The organism is Acidipropionibacterium virtanenii (assembly GCF_003325455.1).
GTDB classification, from domain to species: domain Bacteria; phylum Actinomycetota; class Actinomycetes; order Propionibacteriales; family Propionibacteriaceae; genus Acidipropionibacterium; species Acidipropionibacterium virtanenii.
On sequence record NZ_CP025198.1, the window covers coordinates 2,959,238 to 2,982,384 of the forward strand.

Here is a 23,147-nt window from a genome sequence, read left to right on the forward strand (position 1 = left end):
AGCGCCCGGAAACTCTCAACCACACCGGCCCGGTTCTGTGCCATATCCGGCCACGTCGGTAGACTCCGAGCGGTGGCGCCTTCCTGCGCCGCACACTGACCGGTTCATGGCAAGCCCGAGAGGAGGCACCTGTGGGATTCCTGGACAAGGTCGAGAAATCGATCGAGGGAGCCGTCAACGGCGTCTTCGCCCGAGCCTTCCGGGGCGAGGTCGAGCCCGTGGAGATCGCGGGGCGTCTGCAGCGCGAGCTCGACTCCGAGGCCCAGATCCTGACCCGGGACAAGAAGCTGGTCCCCAACGACTTCACCATCACCCTGTCCAGCCACGACTACGAACACCTGGTGCCCTACACCAAGACCCTCAACGCCGAGATCGTGCCCGCCCTGCGCGATCACGCCACCGAACGCCGCTACGTCTTCAACGGGCCGATCCACATCCGGTACGAGCTGAACGCCGAGCTGCCGACCGGCCGCTTCGAGGTCACCAGCGGATCGGTCAGCGGTGAGGAGTCCGAGACCACGGCGGTGCGCCGCACCCCCCTGGTTCTGGAGGTCAACGGGGTGCGTCATCCCCTGCTGCCCCCCGGCCTGGTCATCGGCCGCGGGTCGGAGGCGGATCTGAGGATCAACGATCCCGGGATCTCCCGGCGTCATGCCCAGGTACATGTGTGGCAGAAGGGGGAAGGTGTCGGCGTGTCCATAGAGGACCTCGGCTCCACCAACGGCATCACCGTTGACGGGGTCAAGGTCACCAGCACCGAACTGCGCGACGGATCCCGGATCGAGATCGGTTCGACGCGGATGCTGGTCCACTCCCCCTCAGGGATGTGATCGTGAGCGAATTCCTCGTCTCCGTCCTGCGCATCGCCTACCTGGCGCTGCTGTGGGTTCTTATACTCCTCGTCGCCCGGACTGTGCGCACCGACATGTTCGGTCGACGGGTCGTCGCCCGCACCGGTGCCCCGGCCGCCGGGTCCGCACCTCCACGGCTCGACCGGAAGTCCCGGCGCAGGGCCGCAGGCCGGGAGGCGATACCCGGTGCCCTGCGGATCATCTCCGGATCCCGGGCCGGGCTGGTGATCCCGATGAACGACCGGATCCTGGTCGGGCGCGGCGGGGACTCCAACCTCCCGATCGAGGACGACTACGCCTCCACCCACCACGCCGAGTTCACACAGGGGGTCGACGGCGCCTGGTTCGTCGAGGACCTGCGCTCCACGAACGGCACCTACGTCAACGGCCAGCGGATCGAGGACCCGACCCGGCTGTCCATCGGCGACGAGGTCCGCATCGGCCGGACGACCATGGCGGTCGAGGCCGACGGACGGGGGTGAAAATGGTCCTGTCGCTTGACATCCGCAGCCATTCCGAGATCGGTCTGGTCCGCAAGAACAACCAGGACTCCGGTTACGTCTCACCCACCATGCTCGTGGTCGCCGACGGCATGGGGGGCGCCGCGGCCGGCGACCTGGCCTCCACGGTCGCCGTCCGGCAGGTCGCCCGCGCCGACTCCCGCCGCGAGGGCGAGGAGATGCTCGAGGTGCTCGCCGGCGCCGTCTCCTCGGCCAATGACGAACTGGCCGATCTGGTCACCTGGGACCATTCCCTGGAAGGCATGGGAACCACCTTCTGCGGGGTGATGTTCGACGGCGCCCAGCTCGGCCTGGTACACATCGGCGACTCCCGCGGATACATGTACCGCGACGGCGACCTGGAGCGGATGACCCACGACCACTCGTGGGTGCAGTCCCTGGTCGACGAGGGCCGGATCACCGAGTCCGAGGCCGCCGTCCACCCCCACCGCTCGCTGCTGCTCAAGGTGCTCAACGGCCAGCCCCAGCACACCCCCGACACCAAGCTGGTCGACGCCCACCAGGGCGACCGGCTGCTGTTCTGCTCCGACGGCCTGTGCGGTTTCGTGCCCGATCACGTCATCTCCGAGATCCTCGGCCAGGACTCCCTCGACGACGCCATGGCGCTGCTCATCACCGAGGCGCACGCCGCCGGCGGCTCGGACAACATCACGATCGTCCTGGCAGACGTCGTCGCCCAGGACGACGCCCTGGACGCCACCGAGCCGAAGATCATCGGTGCCGCCGCCTTCACCGCGGTGCCCGAGCACGAGGCGACCGCCCCGATCCCCGTCGTACCGGCCACCCCCACCCCCGAGTCCAAGGGTTCGGCGAGGAGATCGGCCGAGGCGCCGCTGCTCTTCGACTCCGAGGCCGAGGAGTCGATTCGCTACGCCCCCATCGATCCGGAGCGCCGTCGCGGGCGCGCCTGGTTGTTCTCGGTGCTCGGGGTGCTCCTGATCGCGCTGGTCGCATTCTTCGGCGCCCACGTCTATCTGGGCGACCAGTACTACGTCGGCGACCAGGACGGCACGGTGGCCATCTACCAGGGCATCCCCGACAGTCTCGCCTGGGTGCAGCTGTCGAGAGTCGCCGAGACCACCGACATCTCGACCTCCGACCTGCCGATCTACTACCGGACGAAGGTCGAGAGCACCATCTCCGTCGACTCCATCGACTCGGCCCGCGCCACCGTCGCCGAGCTGAGGTCCGGGGCCCAGAGGTGCAAGGCCCTCAAGGCCACCCCGGAGCCCAGCACGAGCCCGGAGGCCTCCGGCTCGCCCAGCTCGAGCGCCGCTCCACCGTCCGCCTCGGCGTCGGCGTCGGCGGCCTCCCCCTCGCCGTCCGGGAGCACCCTGCCGAAGGTCTCGGAGGACGACTGCTCATGAGTGCCGCACAGATGTCCGCCCGGGGCCAGTGGGACGACTCCGCCCCCGGCACCGTCGTCGTCCAGAGCAAGCGGCGCTGGGTCGAGTTCTTCCTGCTGATCGTCGCCTGGGGGCTGGGATTCTCCGGCTATGTGCTCACCGGGCTGAACATCGACGGCGTCATCCCCCCCGACTGGAGGCTCGTCGGCGGGCTGTGGCTCGGGCTCATCATGGCCTGCCACATCGTGGTGCGGATATTCATCCCCTACGCCGACCCGATGATCCTGCCGATCGTCTTCACCCTCAACGGCATCGGGCTGGCGATGATCCACCGGATCGATCTCATCCCGGCCAAGAGCCCGGAGCGGGCGATCAACCAGTCCATCTGGACCCTGGGCGGGGTGATCCTGTGGGCCGTCATCGTCGTCCTCCTCAAGGACCACCGCAAGCTCCAGCGCTTCCCCTATGTGCTCTTCCTCGCCGGCCTGGTGATGATGCTGATGCCGCTGGTGCCGGGACTGGGCACCGAGATCAACGGAGCCAGGCTGTGGATCTCGCTGGCCGGTTTCACCTTCCAGCCCGCTGAGATCGCCAAGGTGCTGCTGGTGCTGGCCTTCGCCGCCTATCTGGTGGACAAGCGCGACGTGCTGTCGCTGGCCGGCAAGAAGATCGGGCCCGTCACCTTCCCGAGGGCACGCGATCTGGGCCCGATCGTCATCATGTGGATCGCCGCGATGCTCGTCATCGTCTACCAGAAGGACATCGGCACGGCAATGCTGTTCTTCGGGCTGATCGTGGTGATGCTCTACGTCGCCACCGAACGCGTCGGCTGGGTGGTGCTGGGCGTGCTCGGATTCATCCTCGGCGCGGTGGCCGCATATTTCGCATTCGGCCACATCCGGATCCGCTTCGACGCCTGGCTGGACCCCTTCTCGAACTTCGACCAGAACGACCAGATCATCAAGGCCCAGTACGGGATGGCCTGGGGAGGGCTGGCCGGGCGCGGCTGGGGGCTGGGACGCCCCGGCCTCACTACCTTCTCGTGGAGCGACTTCATCGCCGCCAGCGTCGGCGAGGAGCTCGGCGTCACCGGCCTGATGGGGATCATCGTGCTCTACGCCCTGCTGGTCACCCGCGGCCTGCGGGCCGCGCTGGCCTGCCGTGACGCCTTCGGGAAGATGCTGGCCACCGGCCTGGCCACCGTCATGGCGATCCAGGTGACCGCCATCATCGGCGGCGTCACCCGGATGCTGCCGCTGACCGGCCTGACCACCCCGTTCATGAGCCAGGGAGGCTCCTCGGAAGTGGCGAACTGGGCCATCGTGGGAGTCATCATGCTGGTCTCCCACCAGGCCAGGCAGCCCGCCGACCAGCTGGCCGCCAATGTGGACTCGGAGGCACCCCCCGTGCTCGACGACCAGGCGACCGATGTGATACCTCGACATGCAGGAGGGGGAGCCCGATGAACAAGCCGATCCGATGGGTCTCGGTCTTCTCCGCCTTCCTCTTCTTCGCCCTGCTGCTCAACGTCACCTACTCCTCGGTCTTCCGGCAGGCGAGTCTCAACCAGGACTCCCGCAACCTGCGGGTGCGCGACGCCGAATTCTCCCAGAACCGCGGCGACATCCTGGTGGGCAACACCGCGGTGGCCCACACCGTCTCCACCGACGGGCAGTACAAGTACCTGCGCACCTACCCGCAGGGCGCCCAGTACGCCCCGATCACGGGGTACTACTCGTACTACTTCGGGCGCAGCGCCCTGGAGCAGAGCCAGAACGCGCAGCTCACCGGCACCTCCGACTCCCAGGTGCTGCAGCGCATCACCGGAACCCTGTCGGGCAAGAAGCCCCAGGGCGGATCCGTGCAGACCACCATCAATGCGAAGGCCCAGCGTGCGGCCTGGAGGGGTCTGGCCGGCAAGAAGGGCGGCGTCGTCGCCCTGGACTACACCACCGGCGCGGTGCTGGCGATGGCCACCTACCCCTCCTACAACCCGAACCTGCTGGCCAGCCACAACCTCAAGTCCACCCAGTCGTCCTGGAAGTCGCTGCTGGCCGACTCCTCGAGGCCGATGTCCAACCGGGCCTCCAAGGAGATCTACCCGCCCGGTTCCACCTTCAAGCTGGTGACGGCCGCCGCGGCCCTTCAGACCGGCGAGTACTCCGCCGACACGCAGGTCTCCACCCCCAGCTCGATCACCCTGCCGCAGACCTCCAACCAGCTCGGCAACGAGATCGACTGCGGCAACGGCACGGTGAGCCTCACCGAGGCCCTGGAGAACTCCTGCAACACCGCATTCGCCAAGATCGGCATGTCGCTGGGCCAGGACAAGGTGCGCGAACAGGCGAAGAAGTTCGGATTCGACTCGACCTTCGACTCCGACGTCCCGATCGTCGCCTCGCGGTTCCCCTCGACGATGAATCAGGCCCAGGTGGCGCTGAGCTCCATCGGTCAGTACGACGTGGCGGCCTCGCCGCTGCAGATGGCGATGGTGTCCGCCGGTATCGCCAACAACGGCAAGCTCATGACGCCGTACCTCACGCAGTCGGTGCGGGCGTCGAATCTGCAGACCGTGTGGCGTCACCACAACTCCAAGCTGTCCCAGCCGATGAGCCGCGCCAACGCCGACCAGCTTCAGAAGATGATGGTCTCGGTGGTCGAGAACGGAACCGGCTCCCCCGCGCAGATCGACGGGGTCACCGTCGGCGGCAAGACCGGTACCGCGCAGACCACCAAGGACGCATCCCCCTACGCGTGGTTCGTCGGCTACTCCGAGAACCCGCACGTCGCCGTCGCGGTGTTCATCGAGTCCTCGGACACCGAACGCAGCGAGATAGCCGGCGGCAGCCTCGCCGGCCCCATCGCCAAGAGCGTCATCGAAGCGGTGCGATGAGATGACGCGCACACCATCACCCATGAGCCATCAGACCGCACCTCTTGTTGACGAAGGAGACCCGCGATGAGCGAAGCCGGAAGTTGGCTGGGCGGGCGCTACGAGCTGCTGAATGTGATCGGCCGTGGCGGCATGGCCGAGGTGTGGAAGGCGCGCGATCACCGGCTGGGACGCGACGTCGCCATCAAGCGGCTGCGCGCCGATCTGGCCTCCGACGAGACCTTCCAGGCGCGCTTCCAGCGGGAGGCGCAGTCGGCCGCCGGGCTGAACCACCCCAATATCGTGTCCGTCTACGACACCGGCGAGGGCCCCGACCCGAACTCCGGGCTGTCGGTGCCCTACATCGTCATGGAGCTGGTGCAGGGCCACACCCTGCGCGACGTGCTGCGCGACGACCGCAAGATCCTGCCCGCGCGGGCCCTCGAGTTCACCCAGGGCGTGCTGGATGCGCTGAGCTACTCCCACGCCGCCGGGATCGTGCACCGCGATATCAAGCCGGCCAATGTGATGCTCACCGAGACCGGCCAGGTCAAGGTGATGGATTTCGGCATCGCCCGGGCGGTCTCCGACACGTCGGCGACGATGACCCAGACGGCCGCGGTGATCGGCACCGCCCAGTACCTGTCCCCCGAGCAGGCCCGCGGCGAGGTGGTCGACAACCGCGCCGACATCTACGCCACCGGCTGCCTGCTCTACGAGCTGCTGGTGGGGCGCCCGCCCTTCCTGGGCGACTCCCCGGTCTCGGTGGCCTACCAGCACGTCCGGGAGATCCCGGCCCCGCCGTCGAGCCTGGATCCCGAGATCACCCCGGCGATGGACGCCATCACCCTCAAGGCCCTGGCCAAGGCGCCGTCCGACCGGTACCAGACGGCCAAGGAGATGCACGACGACATCGCCCGGGTGCTGGCCGGCCAGCCGCCGCTCGCACCGCTGGTGACCGGAGCCGCCGGCGATGCCGAGTCCACCGCGGCCACCCAGGTGATCTCCCCCGCGGCGATCACCGGGACGGCGGTCGGCGGCACTCCGGTCTCGCCGGAATCGGCCGGATACGCGACCGGCAACACCGCCGGCTACGGCAACACCGGATACAGCACGGCCACCTCCGGTATGACGCCGGTGGTTCCCGGTGAGGGCGAGCTGGAGTCCGGCGACGGGAAGGAACCGGCCAAGAAGCGCAAGCGCTGGCCGATCATTCTCGTGGTGGTGCTGGTGGTGCTCGCCCTGGGGGTCGGAGGCGTGGGCCTCTACCAGGTCTTCGGCGCCGGATCCGGCTCCACCCCGACGCCGTCCGTGAAGATGGTCAAGGTCCCGGCGGTGACCGGGATGAGTCAGGGGGGCGCCACCTCCACGCTCACCAACGCCGGACTCAAGACGAAGGTGACGACCGTCCGGAAGGACGACGACACCGCCGGACAGGTCATCGGCCAGGATCCCGCTGACGGCAAGTCGGTCGCCTCGGGCAGCACCGTCACGATCACCGTGAATCAGGGGCCGAAGAAGCTGACGGTCCCGACCGGGCTGGAGGGGATGAGCGAATCGACCGCCAAGAAGGCCCTCACCGCGGCCGGGTTCTCCTCGGGGGATATCGCCGTGAAGTACGAGGAGTCGTCCTCCTCGGACGCCGGGACCGTCACCGGGGTGAGCCCCAGCGAAGGCTCCGAGGTGGACGAGGGGACGTCGGTGACGCTGACCGTGGCGACCGCGCCGGCGCCCCAGCCCACCCAGACCAAGACGGTGCCGGCACCCCAACCGACCGGCGGCAATGGCGGGGGAGACGGCGGCGATGGCGGGGGAGACGGCGGTGGCGACGGCAACGACACACCGACCGGTGGCCCGACGAACACCGGTGGCGATACCGGGGGCGGCGACAAGCCCACCAGCGGCTCGACTCCTTGAAGGCCCACCATCACCCCGCCGCCGTGGTGGCCCTCAGGTCGCTGACCTGAGGGCTGCCGTCGGGCGGGGTGGGGCCGGACCGGTTCCCGGAGAGTGACGGACCCGACGGGGTCCCAGGATGTACTGCCCGCAGGGTGCCAGGACGTACTGCCCGCAGGGTGTCAGGACGCCGTCATGAGCGGTGTCATGGAGACGGCGCGCCCCGGTGCCCCGGCGTCGCCGCAGTCTGCCAGCCAGTGGGCCAGCATCTGATGGCCGTGCTCGCTGAGCACCGACTCGGGGTGGAACTGGACCGCCTCGACGGGCAGCTCCTTGTGCCGCAGCCCCATGATGACGGGCCCAGCCGCGGAATCCGCGGTGGCGGTGATCTCCAGGCAGTCCGGAAGGGTGTCAGGGTCGGCGGCCAGGGAGTGGTAGCGGGTCACGGTCAGGGGTGAGGGGAGCCCCTCGAAGACTCCGGTGCCGTTGTGGACGACCTGCGAGACCTTCCCGTGGAGCTGCTCGGGGGCCCGCGAGACGGTTCCTCCCCAGGCCACGGCCATGGCCTGCATGCCCAGGCAGACGCCGAAGATCGGGACGGTGCCGCAGTGGTTGCGCAGCACGTCGATGCAGACCCCGGCGTCCTCGGGGCGCCCGGGGCCCGGGGAGAGCAGGATGCCGTCGTAGCTCTCGGCCCAGGACTCGGAGTCGAAGCGCGGGTCGTCATTGCGCCAGACATCGACCCGGGCACCGATCTGTCCCAGGTAGGAGACGATATTCCACACGAACGAGTCGTAATTGTCGATGACGAGGATCCGGCGCTCTGACATGCCCGGAATTCTAGAGGTCAACTGGGCGTCGCCTCGCTGGGCACCGGCCCCTGGTACGCGGGCATGGTGACCCGGCCGGCGTCCTGAACCTTCCAGCCCAGACGGTAGGCAGTGGCGTACTCCTTGTAGATCTTCACCGACTCGTTGGAGTCCAGGGCCCGATGGATGGCGTCGACGTCGCCGATGGCCTCGATCCGGTAGGGCGGGGCGTAGGGCACGCCGTGCAGGACGACGGTGTTGCCGACGCATTTCACCCCGGTCAGCGAGGTGACCCGCTGGCCCTGGATGGTCATCGCCTCCGCACCCGCCGACCACATCACGTTGACCACCATCTGGATGTCCTGCTGGTGGACCACGAGCATGTTCTGATCGACCCCGCCGGGGTTGACGTCGAGGGGGGCGTCGTCGAGGGTGACGCGGACCGCGGGGCCTCTCACGGCCTCCATGCCGGCTCTCGGGGCCGCGGACTCGAATGATCGCGAGGAGGAGCCGGTGCCGGTGTTGCGGGAGGCGGCGAGGCGGTCGACGTCAGCCCGGAGCCTGGCGATCTTGGCGGCCTGTCCGGCGTTGTGATCGGCCTGTCCACGGACGACGGTGGCGAGGTCCTTGTCCTGATCGGGGCGCAGATCCCGGCCGCCGGAGGTGGTGGCGGCCGAGGCCACCATGAATCCGGCGAGCACCAAGACGCCGGAGGTCGCCATCCGCCCGCGGCCGAATCGGCGTCTCGCGTGCCGCGGGGACGACCGGTCCTCGTCGTTGGCCATCCTCACCCCCCGAGGCGTTGTTCGGTGCCCGGCCGGAATGCATCGGTTGGGCGGCGTCAACTAGGCTACCCGGGTACGTCCGGCCGGGTCGCACCCGCGTCGAGGTTCCGTCACGTCAGCGCCAGGAGTAGTCATCGTGCCCGAGTCCAAGGTTCGCAAGTCCGCCAAGAAGGGACAGAACAAGAACTCCAGGAAGGCACCCAGTGTGAAGAAGGCGGCCGCCGAGAAGGAGGCCGAGGAGGCCAGGAAGGCCGAGGCCGAGTCCCCCGAGGGCAAGGCCGCCGCGGCGAAGGAGGAGGCCGCCGAGGAGCGTCGGCGCCGTCTCACGATGGACCGGTCCTGGGTGCCGTGGGTCTTCATCCCGGTCGGCGTCCTCGGGGTGCTGTGGCTGGTGGTCTACTACATCGCCGGGGCGCAGATCCCGTTCATGCTGGCCCTCGGAGACTGGAACATCCTCATCGGGATGGGGGCCATGGCCGCCGCCTTCGCGATCGCCACCCTCTGGAAGTAGCGTCCGCCCGGAAGAAGCGCCGCCCGAGGTGGCAGGAGCGAAGCGACGTAGAGGGGTCCCCACTCTTACAGGCTTGGCTTCAGCAGCGGGAAGAGGATGGTCTCGCGGATTCCCGCGTTGGTGAAGAGCATCACCAGGCGGTCGACGCCCAGGCCCAGGCCACCCATCGGGGGACAGCCGAACTCCAGGGCCTCCAGGAAGTCCTCGTCGAGCTGCATGGCCTCCGGATCGCCCGCGGCCGCAGCCAGGGACTGCTCGGTGAGCACCCGGCGCTGGATCACCGGATCGACCAGCTCGGAGAAGCCGGTGCCCCGCTCCATGCCGCCGATGATGAGGTCCCAGGCCTCGACCATCCGCGGGTCGTCGCGGTGGGGGCGGGCCAGCGGCTGGGCGATGGCCGGGTAGTCGCACACGAAGGTGGGCTGCATCAGGGTGGGCTCGACGAGCTCGCCGAACAGCTCCATGACGATCTTGCCGGCGCTCCAGCCGTCGTCAACCGGGATCTGCCTGGCATCGGCGATCTCCCGGAGCCGCCCCACGGGGGTGTCGAGGGTGATCTCCTCGCCGAGGGCCTCCGAGAGGCCCGGATACACCTTGACCCACGTCCACTCGCCGTCCAGGTCGATGACCCCGGCGTCGGTGGTGATCCGGTGCATTCCCACGGCGTCGGCGGTCTCCATGATGATCTGCTTGATCACCCCGGCGATGGTGAACTGATCGCCCCAGCTCATGTAGGCCTCGAGCATGGAGAACTCGGCCGAGTGGGTGGAGTCGATGCCCTCGTTGCGGAACACCCGTCCCATCTCGTAGACCCGGTCGACGCCGCCGACCATGGCCCGCTTGAGGTAGAGCTCCAGGGCGATCCTCAGGCTCATGTCGATGCCGAAGGCGTTGAGGTGGGTGTTGAAGGGCCGTGCCGCCGCGCCGCCGTGTACCAGCTGGAGGGTCGGCGTCTCCACCTCGAGGAAGCCGTCATTCTCCAGGGAGGTGCGGATCGCCCGGGTGATCGCGGCGCGGGTGCGCACCATCTGACGGGACTCCTCGCGGACCACCAGGTCGGCGTAGCGGCGCCGCACCCGGGCCTCCTCCGACAGGTCGGTGTGAAGGTTCGGCAGGGGCCGCAGAGCCTTCGACGCCATTCGCCACTCGGCGGCCATCACGGACAGCTCGCCGCGGCGGGATCGGACGACGCGGCCCTTCACCCAGACGAAATCGCCCAGGTCGACGTCGGCCTTCCACGCGGCCAGGGCGTCGGCCCCGACCTCGGCCTTCGACAGCATCACCTGGAGGCGCTCGCCGTCGGAGGCGTCGGTGAAGCCGTCCTGAAGGGTCGCGAAGCACAGTCTGCCGGTGTTGCGGACGAAGACGACGCGTCCGCCGATGGCCACGACGTCGTCGGTCTCCTCGCCGTCGGCGAGGACGGGTTCGCCGTCGGCGCCGGTGTACTGGGAGCGGATCTGCGAGAGGGTGTGGTCGCGCCTCAGGTCGACCGGGTAGGCCTGCCCGCCGTCGTCGAGGATCCGTGCCCGCTTGTCCAGCCGGACCTTCATCTGTTCGGACATGTCGGGGGCCGTCGACGCCTGGGAAGTCTGCGCGGGATTCTGCTCGTCACTCACCGTCACAGCCTATCCGGCCTCGATACGATGAGCCCATGAGCTCATCCCTGCCTCCCTCACAGCCGCAGCCCGGGTGGCAGCCGCCCAGGCAGGGCCAGCAGCCTCCCCAGGGTCAGCCTCCCCAGGGCCAGTCCCAGCAACCGCCGCAGGGCCCGCCGCCCGGCTATCCGGTGCAGTATCCGCCCCAGGGTCCGTGGCCGAACCGGTACTCCAGCGCCGGATATCCGACCCCGCCGGTGCCCCAGCCCGGACAGCTGCCCCCTCAGCCACCGGTGCAGCCGCCGACCCAGCACAGTCAGCAGTCCCAGTCGTCGCGCTCGGCCCAGGGCCCCTCCCCCGAGGAGAGGCAGGTCGCCCCGCCGGCCCCGGTGCCGCCGGTGAGGATGCCCGAGCCGCCCGCGGTGACGGCGTCCTTCCCCCGCCATGACATCCCGGTGCTCACTCTGGCGGACTTCCCGGGCCGGCGGATCGCCGCGGTCCTCGGGTCGGTGGAGGGCTGCGTGACCCGTTCACGGGAGCTGGAACCGCGCGCCGACCTGTCGGAGATCCTCATGCTGACCAGGCAGGACGCCGTGGATGCGATGGTCACCCTGGCTCTGCGGGCCGGCGCGGACGCCGTACTGGGACTGCGATTCGACACCTCGGCGATCAGCGACGGGGCGTCTGAGATCTGCGCCTACGGGACGGCGGTCAAACTCGCCGAGGAGGCCTGACGCCTGAAGCACTGTCGAGTTGATGCGAAATGACCAGCATCAACTCGACAGTGCTTCGAGGGCTCGGCGCCTCAGGAGACGGTGAAGGGCTCCAGCAGGCCGATGTATCTCTTGGGCAGCGGCGCGGCGTACTCCCCACGGGAGCAGGCGCCCACGCCGTTGCGCACCATGGCCTCCACCAGCCCGACGGCGGCCCCCACGCCGTCGATCACCGGCGCCCCGGTCTCAGCGCTCACCCGGGACGCCATCTCGGCCATTCCGGCACAGCCGAGCACGATCGCCTCGACGCCCTCGTGGGTGAGCGCCTCACGGGCCAGACCGGCGACCATGTCCTCGGCGGAATCCACCGCCAGGACCGGCACCTCGCAGGCCAGCACCTCCCGGCAGCGGTCCGCGAAGCCGTAGGCCCTGGCCAGGTCCCAGGCCCTCCCGGCGGTGCGCGAGAGGGTCGTCACGACGGCGAAGCCGCGAGCGGCCAGCACCGCCAGGTGCATCGCCGCCTGGGCGATCCCGATCACCGGGCGCCCCTGGGCCAGCTCCCGGGCGGCGTCCATGCCCGGATCCCCGAAGCATGCCAGCACGAAGCCGTCGACCTCGTCGGCGACCCCGCGCGCCACCTCGGTGAGCACCCCGGGAACGGCCAGCGCCTCGTCGTAGTGACCCTCGATGCTGGCCGGCCCCATGGCGGGAGTGACGGCCTCGATGATGGTCCCCGGCGCCGCGGCGGCGATCGCGGAAGCTTCGATGGTGGCCGTCATGGCGGCGGTGGTGTTGGGGTTGATGACCCGGAGTCTCATGGGCTCAGGCTTCCACGGATCGGGCTTCCACGCCGCCGGCAGGCGCCGTCCCGGGACCGGCGAGGTGACCGTTCGCCTCGGCGTCGGTCCGGTACTTCTCCCGCAGCCCCTTGGACATGAGGAAGTAGGCCGCCGCGCCGACCGCCGCCCCGATGAACCAGGAGAAGTTCGCCAAGGTCTTGAAGGGCTCGACGGGGATGAGCACAATGCTCAGCGCCACGACGCCGCCCACGACGGTGGCCCACACCGCGGTGGGGTTGACGCCCTTGCGGTAGTGGTAGCGGCCGTCCGGGTTCATCGTGTAGAGGTCGTCGGTGACGATGTGCTGGTGGCGCACCAGGTAGTAGTCGGCGACCAGGATGCCGAAGAGCGGGCCGGTGAAGCTGGCCAGCACGTCGAGGGTGTAGTGGATCACCTCGTCGCTGGAGTACAGGTTCCAGGGGGTGATGAGCACCGAGCCGACGGCGGCGATCATGCCGCCGGCGCGCCAGGAGATCTTCTGCGGGGCGACGTGGGAGAAGTCGAAGGCGGGGCTGATGAAGTTCGCGACGATGTTGATGCCCACGGTCGCGATGGCGAAGGTCATGGCCCCCAGCACGATGGCGAAGGTGTTGTCGATCTTGCTGACGGTCTCGATGGGATCTGTGATGAGCTGCCCGTAGACCGGGATGGTGGCGGCGGCGCAGACCACGGTGAGGATCGAGAAGAAGGTGAAGTTGACGGGCAGCCCCCAGAAGTTGCCGCGCCTGACGTCGCCCATGGTGCGCCCGTAGCGGGAGATGTCTCCGAAGTTGAGCAGCGGTCCGGAGAAGTAGGCCACCACGATGGAGGTGGCGATGACCATCTGGCCGACGGCCTGCCAGCCGGAGTACTTGACGGAGCCGAGGGTGAGATCGATGTGGCTCATCCCGGCCTTGGCGACCAGGTAGACGGTCAGCACGATCATCACGACGTAGACGGCGGGGCCGGCCCAGTCGATGAATCTGCGAATGGCGTTCATGCCGTTCCAGAAGACGAGGGCCTGGCCGATCCACAGCACGATGAAGGCTCCCCACCCGACGGTCGACAGGCCGGCGAGGCCGTGCTGGGCGGCGTCGGCCCAGGGCACCAGCCCGGGCCACAGCTTGAGGGCGACGACGACCAGGGCGTCGGAGGCGAGGTAGGTCTGGATGCCGTACCAGGCCACTGCGATGATGCCTCGAAGCACGGCAGGGACGTTGGCCCCGCGGACGCCGAAGGAGGCCCGGGCGATCACCGGGAAGGGGGCGCCGGCCTTCTGGGAGGGCCTGGCCACCAGGTTGGCCAGCAGCATCACGATGACGATGCCGATGATGAGGCAGACGAAGACCTGCCAGCTGGCCAGCCCGAAGGCGAAGAGGCTGCCGGCGGTGACATATCCGCCGACCGAGTGGACGTCCGACATCCAGAAGGCGAAGACGTTGTACCAGTTCCACTTCTTGTTGACCAGCGGGGCCAGGTCGTCGTTGTACAGGCTGGTGTGGTAACCGGGGCCGACATGGACGTCGGTCGCGGCGGTGGTGGCCGAGCCCGTCGAGGACCCGCCGCCTTCGAGTTCTGTAGTCGCCATGGGAACCTCCAGGGATCATGATTGCCGGAATCGGGACGGGTGGCGGGCGCAGCGCCGGACATGAGACGGATGCGGACGGTGACGACGGTCGTTGCGGATCGCCTCCTACCGGAACCGTCAGGCCGCCGGACCGGGGGATCGACCTCCGACTGGTGCGAAACGCGCGTTTCTTGACGATGAGGTTTCCAAACCGATGTTTCATACGGGTGTCAGATCTGGGCATTTTGGTTTCAGTTGCGTTTCAGCGCGGAGCAGGACGGCGGGGTCGAGCACCGTGCGCGGGGAGGATTCCGCTCCCAACACGCCGTCGTGGCGCCCGTCAGGGACGCGTGACGGCGTGTTGGGAGCAGCTTCCCCACCCGAGAGGCAGCCCCCCAGGCGACTGATGAAACATGAATTTCACACTGGCCCTGTAGGTTTCAGATCAAGCTCAGCTCTCCACCCCGGAGGATCCCATGGCAGACAGCTTCACGGTCTCGGCCCCGGCCGCCGTCCACGACGGGCGCGTCGGTCCGGCCACCCTCACCGTCGTCGACGGCGTCGTCACCGCCGTTGACGACCACCAGACCCCCGGCGCCGACGTCCTCATCCATCCGGCCGACATCCTGCTGCCCGGGGCGGTCGACACCCACGTCCACCTCAACGAGCCCGGCCGCACGCAGTGGGAGGGCTTCGCCACCGGCACCCGCGCCGCCGCGGCGGGCGGCGTCACCACCGTGCTCGACATGCCGCTGAACTCGATCCCTCCGACCACCACCCCCGACGCCCTGGCCGCCAAGCGCGAGGCCGCCGCCGGGAAGCTGTCGGTGGATCTGGGCTACTGGGGAGGCGCCGTCCCCCAGAACCTCGGACACCTCGAGGAGCTGTGGGAGGCCGGCGTCTTCGGCTTCAAATGCTTCACCCTGCCCAGTGGGGTCGACGAGTTCGAACCCCTCGACGCCGTCCAGTTGCGGGCCGCGATGACCGAGATCGCCGGCTTCGGCGGGCTGCTCATCGTCCACGCCGAGGACGCCGGCACCATCGACGCCGCCACCTCGCCCCACTCGACCGCCTACCGGGACTTCCTGGCCAGCAGACCCGACGAGGCCGAACTGAAGGCCATCGCCCTGGTCATCGACACCATGCGCGAGACCGGATGCCGGGTCCACCTGCTCCACCTCTCCAGCGCCCGCGGCCTGGAGCTGGTGGCCGCCGCGAAGGCCGAGGGGCTGCCGCTGACCGTCGAGACCTGCCCGCACTACCTGTGCCTGGCCGCCGAGACCATCCCCGACGCCACCCCGGAGTACAAGTGCTGCCCGCCGATCCGCGACCGCGGCAACCAGGAGGCCCTGTGGCAGGGCCTGGCCGAGGGCCTCATCGACATCGTCGTCACCGACCACTCCCCCACCACCCGCGCCAACAAGTACGCCTCCGGCGGCGATCTGTCGGCGGCCTGGGGCGGGGTGGCCGGCGTCCAGGTGGGCTACACCGCCATGCTGGACGCCGCGCCGGCCCACGGCGTCGGCCTGGAGAAGGTCGTCGAATGGATGTCCGAGGGACCGGCCCGGATCATGGGCGTGCCCGCCAAGGGCGGCATCGCCGTCGGCCACGACGCCGACCTGGCCGTCTGGTCGGCCCGCCCCCAGACCGTCGACGCCGCCGCGCTGAAACACCGCAACCCCGTCTCGGCGTGGCACGGGCACACCTTCGGCGGCACCGTCACCGATGTCCGGCTCCGGGGAGCACTCCTCGGCCAGGAGCCCGAGCCGAACGGCCGCGAGATCTTCCGCGCGTGAATCCCAGGAGAGAGATGACACTCGACCAGCTGAACCCCCCGACCCGGCTCCTCATGGGGCCCGGGCCGATCAACGCCGACCCCCGCGTCGCCCGCGCCACCGCCTCGGCCCTCACCGGCCAGTTCGACCCGTGGATGACGGCGACCATGAACGAGACCATGGGGCTGTACCGGTCGGTCTTCTCCACCGCCAACGAGCAGACCCTCCTGGTCGACGGCACCTCCCGGGCCGCCATCGAGGCCGCCCTGGTGTCCCTGCTGTCGCCCGGGCAGAAGGTCCTGGTGGCCGTGATGGGACGCTTCGGGCTGCTGCTCGAAGAGATCGCCGAGCGGGCCGGGGCACAGGTGATCACCATCGAGCGGCCCTGGGGCACCGTCTTCACCCTCGACGAGATCGAAGAGGGGCTGCGTACCCACCGTCCGGCGCTGTTCGCCACCGTCCAGGGCGACACCGCCACCACCATGAACCAGCCGCTGGAGGGGCTGGGGCAGCTGTGCCACCGCTACGGCGCGCTGTGCTACGTCGACGCCACGGCGTCGGTGGCCGGCAACGCCCTGCTGGTCGACGAGTGGGAGCTCGACGTCGTCTCAGCCGGGCTGCAGAAGTGCCTGGCCGGGCCGTCGGGGTCGGCTCCCATCACCATCTCCGAGCGGGCCCGCGAGGTGATCTACTCGCGGCGTCACGTGGAGGCCGGGATCAGCGAGGGGGCTGACGGTCCCGGGGAGCGGATCCGCTCGAACTACCTGGATCTGGCGATGCTGATGGACTACTGGGGCCCCGAGCGCCTCAACCACCACACCGAGTCCGGGCCGATGCTCTACGCCGCCCGCGAGTGCGCCCGCATCATCGCCGACGAGGGCATCGCCGGGACGGTCGCACGGCATCGGCTGCACGGCGCAGCGATGGCCGCCGGGCTGGAGGGCCTGGGGCTGGAGCTCTTCGGCGACCAGACCCACCGGATGAACAACGTCATCGGGGTGAAGATCCCCGACGACGTCGACGGAGACCGGCTGCGCGCCGCCCTGCTGGAGGACTTCGCGGTGGAGATCGGCACCTCCTTCGGGCCCCTGGCCGGGGTGGTGTGGCGGGTCGGAGTGATGGGATACAACGCCCGCCGCGACGCCGTCCTGGCCACCCTGGCCGCGCTGGAGGCCGAACTACGCCGGTTCGGCCACCCCACCCCGGCCTCCGGCGGCGTCGAGGCCGCGATGAACCACTACCAGGAGCAGGAGTCATGATCGCAGGAACCACGCTGAACGGATCGGGGCCGCAGAGCGGCCGGGCCGCACGCGCCGACGTCCAGCGCGATATGACGGCCGCCCGGCGAATCATGGAGCGGGCCGACGAACTGGCGCGCCACTCCGCCATGGAGGGCGGCATCGAACGGACCTACCTGAGCCCCGAGCACGCCGAGGTGGACGCCCTGGCCGCCGGCTGGATGCGCGAGGCCGGGCTGACCACCTGGCAGGACGCCTCCGGGGCGCGGGTCGGGCGGTTGGAGGGTGAGCGCCCCGGGTTGCCGGCGCTGATCCTCGGCTCCCATCTCGACACCGTCCCCGACGCCGGGCGCTACGACGGGCCGCTCGGCGTCCTGCTGGCCATCGAGGTCGCCAGGCGGATCGCAGAGTCGGGACGTCATCTCCCCTTCGCCCTGGAGACCTACGCCTTCGCCGAGGAGGAGGGGGTCCGCTTCGGCGCCACCCTGCTGTGCTCCCGGGCGCTGGCCGGCACCTGGACCGACGACCTGTGGAGTCTGCGCGACGCCGACGGGGTCTCGCTGCGTCGGGCCTTCACCGACTTCGGACTGGATCCGGCGCGGGTCGGTGATGCGGCGCGCGTCGCCGCGGAGCCCGGGCCCAGTGCCGATGCCGGCCCGCGCGGCGTCGTCGGCTATCTGGAGGCCCATATCGAGCAGGGCCCGGAGTTGGAGGCCGCCGGCCGTCCGCTGGGCGTCGTCACCTCCATCGCCGGGGCCCGGCGCCTCGAGATCACTGTCACAGGGGAGGCCCGCCATGCCGGCGGAACCCCCTATCCGCGACGCCGCGACGCCCTGGTCGGGGCCTCCGAGGCCGTGGTGGCGATCGAGCGGATCGGCAGGGAGCGCGACGTCATCGCCACCGTCGGAAGGCTCCACGTGGAGCCCGGCGGGGTCAACGTCGTGCCCGGACGGGCCGTGTTCAGCCTCGATCTGCGGGCCGAGACCGATGAGAAGCGCGACGCCGCGTGGGAGGAGATCGCCGCGACGATGAAGGAGATCTGCACCCGGCGCGGGCTGGACCTGGGCGTCGAGCAGTTCCACGAGGCGCGGTCGGTCTCCTGCGCTCCGCCCCTGATGGACGCCGTCGCCTCCGGTATCCGGACCGCCACCGGAGCCGGCGCCGAGCCGATGCGGATCTGGTCGCGGGCCGGCCACGACGCCATGGCCGTCGCCGACATGTGCGACATCGCGATGATGTTCATCCGCTGTCACGACGGGATCAGCCACGCCCCCGACGAGTCGGTGCTGGAGTCCGATGTCGCGGTGGCGCTGAACGCCTATGAGGCGGCGATCCTGGCGCTGGCCGAGAGGTACGAGGCCTGAGGAGGCGAGATTTCTCTCTCCAGAAGCGGTCAAACAGCACCGCCATCGACGTTGACGCACGTCTCGGGCGTGAAATCTCGCCTCGCCGGACCGGCGGCGGGGCAGGATGGCGACACCACCGACGATGGAGACGACGATGACTGGTGAGCCCGGGCGCAGCGGCGAGTTGAGCCAGGAGGAGCGGATCGGGGACGACGAGTCCTCCGCCAATCCCGTCGAGGAGCGCATCCGCGAGGCCCAGTCCGGGCTCACCGGCCAGGAGCGGCGGGCCGCCACCACCATCCTGGAGCATCTGGACGATCTGGCCACCTACTCCTCGGCCGACCTGTCCCGGCTGTCGGGTGTCTCCCGCCCCACCCTGTCGCGGCTCTACCGGCGGCTGGGATACCAGGGATTCGCCGAACTGCGGGCCGAGGCCAGGCAGGCCCGCGGCGTCCCGCTCGGCCCGTCACGGGGCATCGATGCGCATCTGGCCCAGGAGTCCCGCAACATCGCACACCTGGGCCGGCTGGCCGACGGGCGGCTCCAGGCGGCGGTGACCAGCATGATGGGGGCCACCGATCTGGTGATCATCGGGGAGCGCAACTCCTACCCGGTGGCGCTGCACCTGCGCGAGCAGCTGGTGCAGTTGAGGCCCCGCACCCGGCTGCTGCCAGTGCCGGGCCAGACCCTGGCCGAGGACCTGGTCGGGATGGGTCCCGGAGACACCGTCGTCCTGGTGGGTCTGCGACGCCGCACCTCCGGGTTCGAGGCGCTGCTGAGGTTCTGCTGCGAGCTGCACGCCGACGTCGTACTCATCGCCGACAACTCCGCCCTGCGTCACGCCGGGACGGTGAACCACTTCCTGCCCTGCTCGCTGGGCTCTTCAGGACCCTTCAGCTCCTACGCATCGGCGATGAGCCTGGTGGCGATGATCGCCAACGAGGCCAGCGCGATGACCGGCCCCCAGGGGTCGCGGCGGGTCGGGCTCATCACCGACGGCTACGACGCCCTGGGCGAGATCGAGGACTGAGTTGTCAACGGAGGGGGCGACCCCTCCGCGCTCGCCAGGGCTCGCTGCCTCCCGAACAATTCGGGCCCGCGACCGCGCTCGCATCCGCCCCAGAACGTGACATCGGGATGGGTGGGTGAGGGCGTTCAGGAGAAGGCCCGCCAGCCCATGTAGATCGCCATGGCCACGCCGAAGACGACGATGAAGGCCCGGAAGTACTTCGCCGGGAGGCGCCTGGCCACCCACGCTCCCGCCAGGGCGCCCACCACCGAGCCCACCGCGATGCATCCCGCGTAGTTCCATGCGATACCGCCGGAGACGATGAAGAACACCGCCGCGACGAGGTTGACCAGGGTCTGGAGCAGGTTCTTCAGCCCGTTCTGCTCCTGCAGGCCGGCCTTCAGACACAGCCCGAGCACCCCCAGCAGGATGATTCCCTGGGCGGCCGAGAAGTAGCCGCCGTAGATGCTGGCGAGCAGCACGACGATCAGCAGCGGGCGCCACCGGGTGCCCTCCACCGGTTTCATGGCGGCGGCGATGCGCGGCTGGAAGGCCACCAGCAGGGCGGCGAACAGAATGAGGAACGGCACCACCACCGAGAACACCGACGAGGGCAGCCGGGTGAGCAGGAAGGCACCGATGAGCGCCCCGACCACCGCCACCACCCCCAGCCGCAGCAGCAGGGGACGCAGCGCCGACAGCTCCCGCCGGTACCCCCACGAGCCGGCGATGGAACCGGGCACCAGGCCGACGGTGTTGGCGATATTGGCGCTCACCGGCGGCAGGCCGAACATCACCATCACCGGGTAGCTGATGAGCGACCCGGAGCCGACGACGGTGTTGATCAGCCCCGCTCCGGCACCGGCCAGGATCATCGCCACGATCTGGAGAGCATCCATCAGCGGGACTCCTCATTCCTCGACGCCTCGGCACTGGCACTTGCCGCGCCACTGACACTGCCACCACCCGATGACACCTCATTGGTATACCAGTCGTCGAAGAGTTCGAGGCTCGACTCGCGGGTCGAGGTGACATGGAGATGGGCCAGAAGTCCTGCCGTGGCGACGTCATGATCCACCAGGGCGTCGACCATCCGGGCATGGTCGTCGGCCAGCTCGGGGGCCCGCCCGACGATGGTGCGCCGGAAGAGTCTCTCGATCCTGGTCTGCAGAGGCGCCATGAGACCCACCAGCAGGACGGATCCGGAGGCCTCCACCAGAAGATCGTGGAATCCGGCGTTGGCCAGCGCCCCCGCCCGGTCGTCCCCGCTCGAGGCGGCCCGCCGGGCCCGGTCCAGGTGCTCGCGCAGCCCCGCCAGCTGTTCATCGCTACGATGTTCGGCGGCCAGTCTCGCGACCAGCGGCTCCAGGGCCTCGCGGGCATCGAAGAGCTCGGCGACGTCGCGCCGGTCGAACCGGGTGACCTGCAGCCCGGCGGCGGGAGAGCCGTCGGAGCGGCGGGCCGGGGCGACCAGCAGATCGGACTCCAGAGCCATCAGCGCCTCGCGCACCGGCACCCGCGAGACCCCCAGCCGTTCCGAGAGGGTGCGCTCGCGCAGCCTCGTCCCCGGCGGGAGCTCATTGCTGAGGATCATCTCGCGAAGTTGCGCGACGACCCTGTCACGAAGACTGTCCATGCCCGAACCCTACCCGAACCTCCGGCCTTTGGTATACCGTTGTCTCAAGTACCGAAGGCCGGAGGTCTCATGCTCACCACCATCGTCCAGCGGAACCACTACCAGGACTCGGTCGCCCTGATGGTGCTCAGCCGCGCCGTCTCCGAGCTGCCCGGCGTCACCAAGGCGTCGGCGATGATGGGCACCCCGGCCAACCGGGCGATCCTCGCCGACACCGGCTTCAACTCCTCCGAGCTGGCCACCGCCACCCCCGCCGACCTGGTGATCGGCATCGACGCCGTCGACCCGCAGAGCTGTACCGACGCCGCGGCACGGGCCGACGAACTGCTCGCCGAGCAGGGCTCGGCGGTCTCCGGCACCGGTACCCCGCAGGTCCACAGCCTGGCCCGGGCCCGCACCCTGCTGCCCGACGCCAACCTCGCGCTGGTCTCGGTGCCGGGCGTCCACGCCGCCGCCGAGGCGCGCCGTCTCCTGGAGGCCGGGCTGAACGTCATGCTCTTCAGCGACAACGTCACCCTCGACGACGAGGTCGCACTGAAGTCCCGCGCCGAGGAGCTCGGCCTGCTGCTGATGGGCCCCGACTGCGGCACCGCGGCCTTCGCCGGCGTCCCGCTGGCCTTCGGCAACCTGTGCGCGCCCGGATCGATCGGCGTGATCGGCGCCTCGGGCACCGGCACCCAGGAGGTGATGACCCAGGTGGACCGGCTGGGCGCCGGCATCAGCCATGCCATCGGCCTGGGCGGACGCGACCTGTCGGCGCCGGTGGGCGGACGGGCGGCCGTGGCGGCGCTGCGGGCCCTGGACGCCGATCCGGCCACCGACGTCATCGTCCTGGTGAGCAAGCCTCCGGCGCCCGAGATTCGCGCACGCATCGAGCAGGTGGCGCAGGAGCTGTCGAAGCCGGTGGTGACGAACGTCGTCGACGGCGGATCCCCGGCCGGCCCCGGCGGCTCCGGCCGCGACTCCGGGCGCCGTGGCAACATCACCGCCGCCCCGACCCTGGCCGACGCCGCCGCCCGGGCCGTCGAACTGGCCGGAGTGGCCTCCTTCACCCCGCCGAAGCCTGATGGCCCTGGTGATCCTGATGGCCCTGGTGATCCTGATGGCCCCGGTGACGTCGCCCTGGTGGGCCTGTTCACCGGCGGCACCCTGGCCGACGAGGCCGGCGTCATCGTCCGCCACGAGCTCGGCCTGGACGTCGCGCTCAACAGCACCGGCCCCGGCGTGGTGCTCGATGCCGGGGGCCACCGGATCATCGATCTGGGCGACGACGTCTTCACCCGGGGCCGTCCCCATCCGATGATCGATCCCGCGCTGCGCGCCGAGGAGATCGTGCGGGCCCTGGCCGATCCGGCCACCGCGGTGCTGCTGCTCGACGTCGTCATCGGCCACGGCTCGGCCCCCGACCCGGCCGGGGCGATCGCCGGGCCGATCCGCGAGGGTCTGGAACACGCCGCCGCGCAGGGGCGCGATGTCCGCGTCGTCGCCTCGGTGTGCGGCACCGCCCGCGACGAGCAGGGCCTCGACGCGCAGATCGCGACCCTGACCGACGCCGGGGTCAGGGTGCTCGGCAGCAATGCCGCGGCCGCCCGGCACGCCGCCGCGCTCATCCGCCGCGCCCGGGACCGGCGCCGGATCCCCACCCCCTCGCCCGTCCCGCCGCGGATCGCCGGCCTGCTGGCCGGCCCGAAGGTCGTCAATGTCGGGCTGGCCGGATTCGCCGAGGACCTGGCGGGCCTGGACGTCTCCGTGGTCCAGTGGTCCTGGGCTCCCCCGGCCGGCGGCGACCCGCGCTTGGCCCGCATCGTCGAACGTCTCCTCGCCCACTGATCCCGCCAGCACTGATCCCGCCACCACAG

General features: G+C 69.9%; 19 protein-coding genes and 1 pseudogene. 13 read left to right on the forward strand and 7 right to left on the reverse strand.

Translation table 11 applies throughout. The annotated features are described in order from the left end of the window. The first annotated feature begins 131 nt into the window (after window positions 1-131). The 6 genes from JS278_RS13740 (at window position 132) to pknB (ending at window position 7,507) form a co-directional block, all read left to right on the forward strand. On the forward strand, window positions 132-830 hold the full coding sequence (locus JS278_RS13740; RefSeq protein WP_114045686.1) for an FHA domain-containing protein: 699 nt from the start codon (window positions 132-134) through the stop codon (window positions 828-830). Window positions 831-832: 2 nt separating this feature from the next. After that, entirely contained in the window at window positions 833-1,333 is a 501-nt protein-coding gene (locus JS278_RS13745; protein ID WP_114046347.1) for an FHA domain-containing protein FhaB/FipA, read from the forward strand. A gap of 2 nt (window positions 1,334-1,335) precedes the next feature. Next, a complete protein-coding gene (locus tag JS278_RS13750; protein ID WP_114045687.1) occupies window positions 1,336-2,739 on the forward strand; it encodes a PP2C family protein-serine/threonine phosphatase in 1,404 nt (467 codons plus the stop codon). Window positions 2,740-2,750: 11 nt separating this feature from the next. Further along, on the forward strand, window positions 2,751-4,184 hold the full coding sequence (locus JS278_RS13755) for an FtsW/RodA/SpoVE family cell cycle protein (RefSeq protein ID WP_114045688.1): 1,434 nt from the start codon (window positions 2,751-2,753) through the stop codon (window positions 4,182-4,184). Further along, the gene (locus tag JS278_RS13760; protein WP_114045689.1) at window positions 4,181-5,611 is read left to right on the forward strand and encodes a peptidoglycan D,D-transpeptidase FtsI family protein; all 1,431 of its coding nucleotides are present in this window, start codon (window positions 4,181-4,183) and stop codon (window positions 5,609-5,611) included. The genes JS278_RS13755 and JS278_RS13760 overlap by 4 nt, the downstream gene beginning before the upstream one ends. A gap of 66 nt (window positions 5,612-5,677) precedes the next feature. Then, window positions 5,678-7,507, forward strand: a complete 1,830-nt coding sequence (gene pknB, locus JS278_RS13765; RefSeq protein WP_342767024.1) for a Stk1 family PASTA domain-containing Ser/Thr kinase — start codon at window positions 5,678-5,680, stop codon at window positions 7,505-7,507. Between the two features lie 161 nt (window positions 7,508-7,668). Here pknB and JS278_RS13770 read toward each other — a convergent pair whose 3' ends face one another. Both JS278_RS13770 and JS278_RS13775 read right to left on the reverse strand, forming a co-directional pair. Further along, entirely contained in the window at window positions 7,669-8,316 is a 648-nt protein-coding gene (locus JS278_RS13770; RefSeq protein WP_114045690.1) for an anthranilate synthase component II, read from the reverse strand. Window positions 8,317-8,333: 17 nt separating this feature from the next. Continuing rightward, a complete protein-coding gene (locus tag JS278_RS13775) occupies window positions 8,334-9,080 on the reverse strand; it encodes a DUF881 domain-containing protein (RefSeq protein ID WP_114045691.1) in 747 nt (248 codons plus the stop codon). A gap of 274 nt (window positions 9,081-9,354) precedes the next feature. Here JS278_RS13775 and JS278_RS13780 point away from each other — a divergent pair. Next, window positions 9,355-9,591: pseudogene (locus JS278_RS13780) on the forward strand (cell division protein CrgA); the annotation flags it as partial. 65 nt (window positions 9,592-9,656) lie between these two features. On the opposite strand, the gene lysS reads toward JS278_RS13780, so the two are convergent. Continuing rightward, entirely contained in the window at window positions 9,657-11,153 is a 1,497-nt protein-coding gene (gene lysS / locus JS278_RS13785) for a lysine--tRNA ligase (protein ID WP_342767039.1), read from the reverse strand. 89 nt (window positions 11,154-11,242) lie between these two features. On the opposite strand from lysS, the gene JS278_RS13790 reads away from it, so the two are divergent. Continuing rightward, complete coding sequence (locus tag JS278_RS13790; RefSeq protein WP_114045693.1) at window positions 11,243-11,920, forward strand: heavy metal-binding domain-containing protein; 678 nt, start codon at window positions 11,243-11,245, stop codon at window positions 11,918-11,920. 71 nt (window positions 11,921-11,991) lie between these two features. Here JS278_RS13790 and JS278_RS13795 read toward each other — a convergent pair whose 3' ends face one another. Both JS278_RS13795 and JS278_RS13800 read right to left on the reverse strand, forming a co-directional pair. Then, window positions 11,992-12,717 carry an aspartate/glutamate racemase family protein gene (locus tag JS278_RS13795; protein WP_114045694.1) on the reverse strand — a complete coding sequence of 242 codons (726 nt, stop codon included), beginning with the start codon at window positions 12,715-12,717 and terminating at the stop codon, window positions 11,992-11,994. A 4-nt stretch (window positions 12,718-12,721) separates the two neighbouring features. Beyond that, a complete protein-coding gene (locus JS278_RS13800) occupies window positions 12,722-14,305 on the reverse strand; it encodes an NCS1 family nucleobase:cation symporter-1 (RefSeq protein WP_245935121.1) in 1,584 nt (527 codons plus the stop codon). A gap of 455 nt (window positions 14,306-14,760) precedes the next feature. Between JS278_RS13800 and allB the strand changes: the two genes are divergently transcribed. From allB to JS278_RS13820, 4 genes are all read left to right on the forward strand, one after another. Beyond that, window positions 14,761-16,080: an allantoinase AllB gene (allB, locus tag JS278_RS13805; protein WP_114045695.1), complete on the forward strand. Its 1,320-nt coding sequence runs from the start codon at window positions 14,761-14,763 to the stop codon at window positions 16,078-16,080. 14 nt (window positions 16,081-16,094) lie between these two features. Further along, window positions 16,095-17,318, forward strand: coding sequence for a pyridoxal-phosphate-dependent aminotransferase family protein (locus JS278_RS13810; RefSeq protein WP_114045696.1), 1,224 nt, complete (start codon window positions 16,095-16,097; stop codon window positions 17,316-17,318). After that, the gene (locus JS278_RS13815; protein ID WP_220149983.1) at window positions 17,315-18,661 is read left to right on the forward strand and encodes an allantoate amidohydrolase; all 1,347 of its coding nucleotides are present in this window, start codon (window positions 17,315-17,317) and stop codon (window positions 18,659-18,661) included. The genes JS278_RS13810 and JS278_RS13815 overlap by 4 nt, the downstream gene beginning before the upstream one ends. Window positions 18,662-18,797: 136 nt before the next feature. Further along, window positions 18,798-19,673: a MurR/RpiR family transcriptional regulator gene (locus JS278_RS13820; RefSeq protein ID WP_114046350.1), complete on the forward strand. Its 876-nt coding sequence runs from the start codon at window positions 18,798-18,800 to the stop codon at window positions 19,671-19,673. A 125-nt stretch (window positions 19,674-19,798) separates the two neighbouring features. Here JS278_RS13820 and JS278_RS13825 read toward each other — a convergent pair whose 3' ends face one another. Together JS278_RS13825 and JS278_RS13830 are read right to left on the reverse strand one after the other, a co-directional pair. Further along, window positions 19,799-20,551 (reverse strand): sulfite exporter TauE/SafE family protein, encoded by a 753-nt coding sequence (locus tag JS278_RS13825; RefSeq protein WP_114045697.1) that lies wholly within the window; start codon window positions 20,549-20,551, stop codon window positions 19,799-19,801. After that, a complete protein-coding gene (locus JS278_RS13830; RefSeq protein WP_114045698.1) occupies window positions 20,551-21,288 on the reverse strand; it encodes a GntR family transcriptional regulator in 738 nt (245 codons plus the stop codon). The genes JS278_RS13825 and JS278_RS13830 overlap by 1 nt, the downstream gene beginning before the upstream one ends. Window positions 21,289-21,357: 69 nt before the next feature. Between JS278_RS13830 and fdrA the strand changes: the two genes are divergently transcribed. Continuing rightward, window positions 21,358-23,118, forward strand: coding sequence for an acyl-CoA synthetase FdrA (gene fdrA, locus JS278_RS13835; RefSeq protein WP_114045699.1), 1,761 nt, complete (start codon window positions 21,358-21,360; stop codon window positions 23,116-23,118). Window positions 23,119-23,147: the final 29 nt, after the last annotated feature.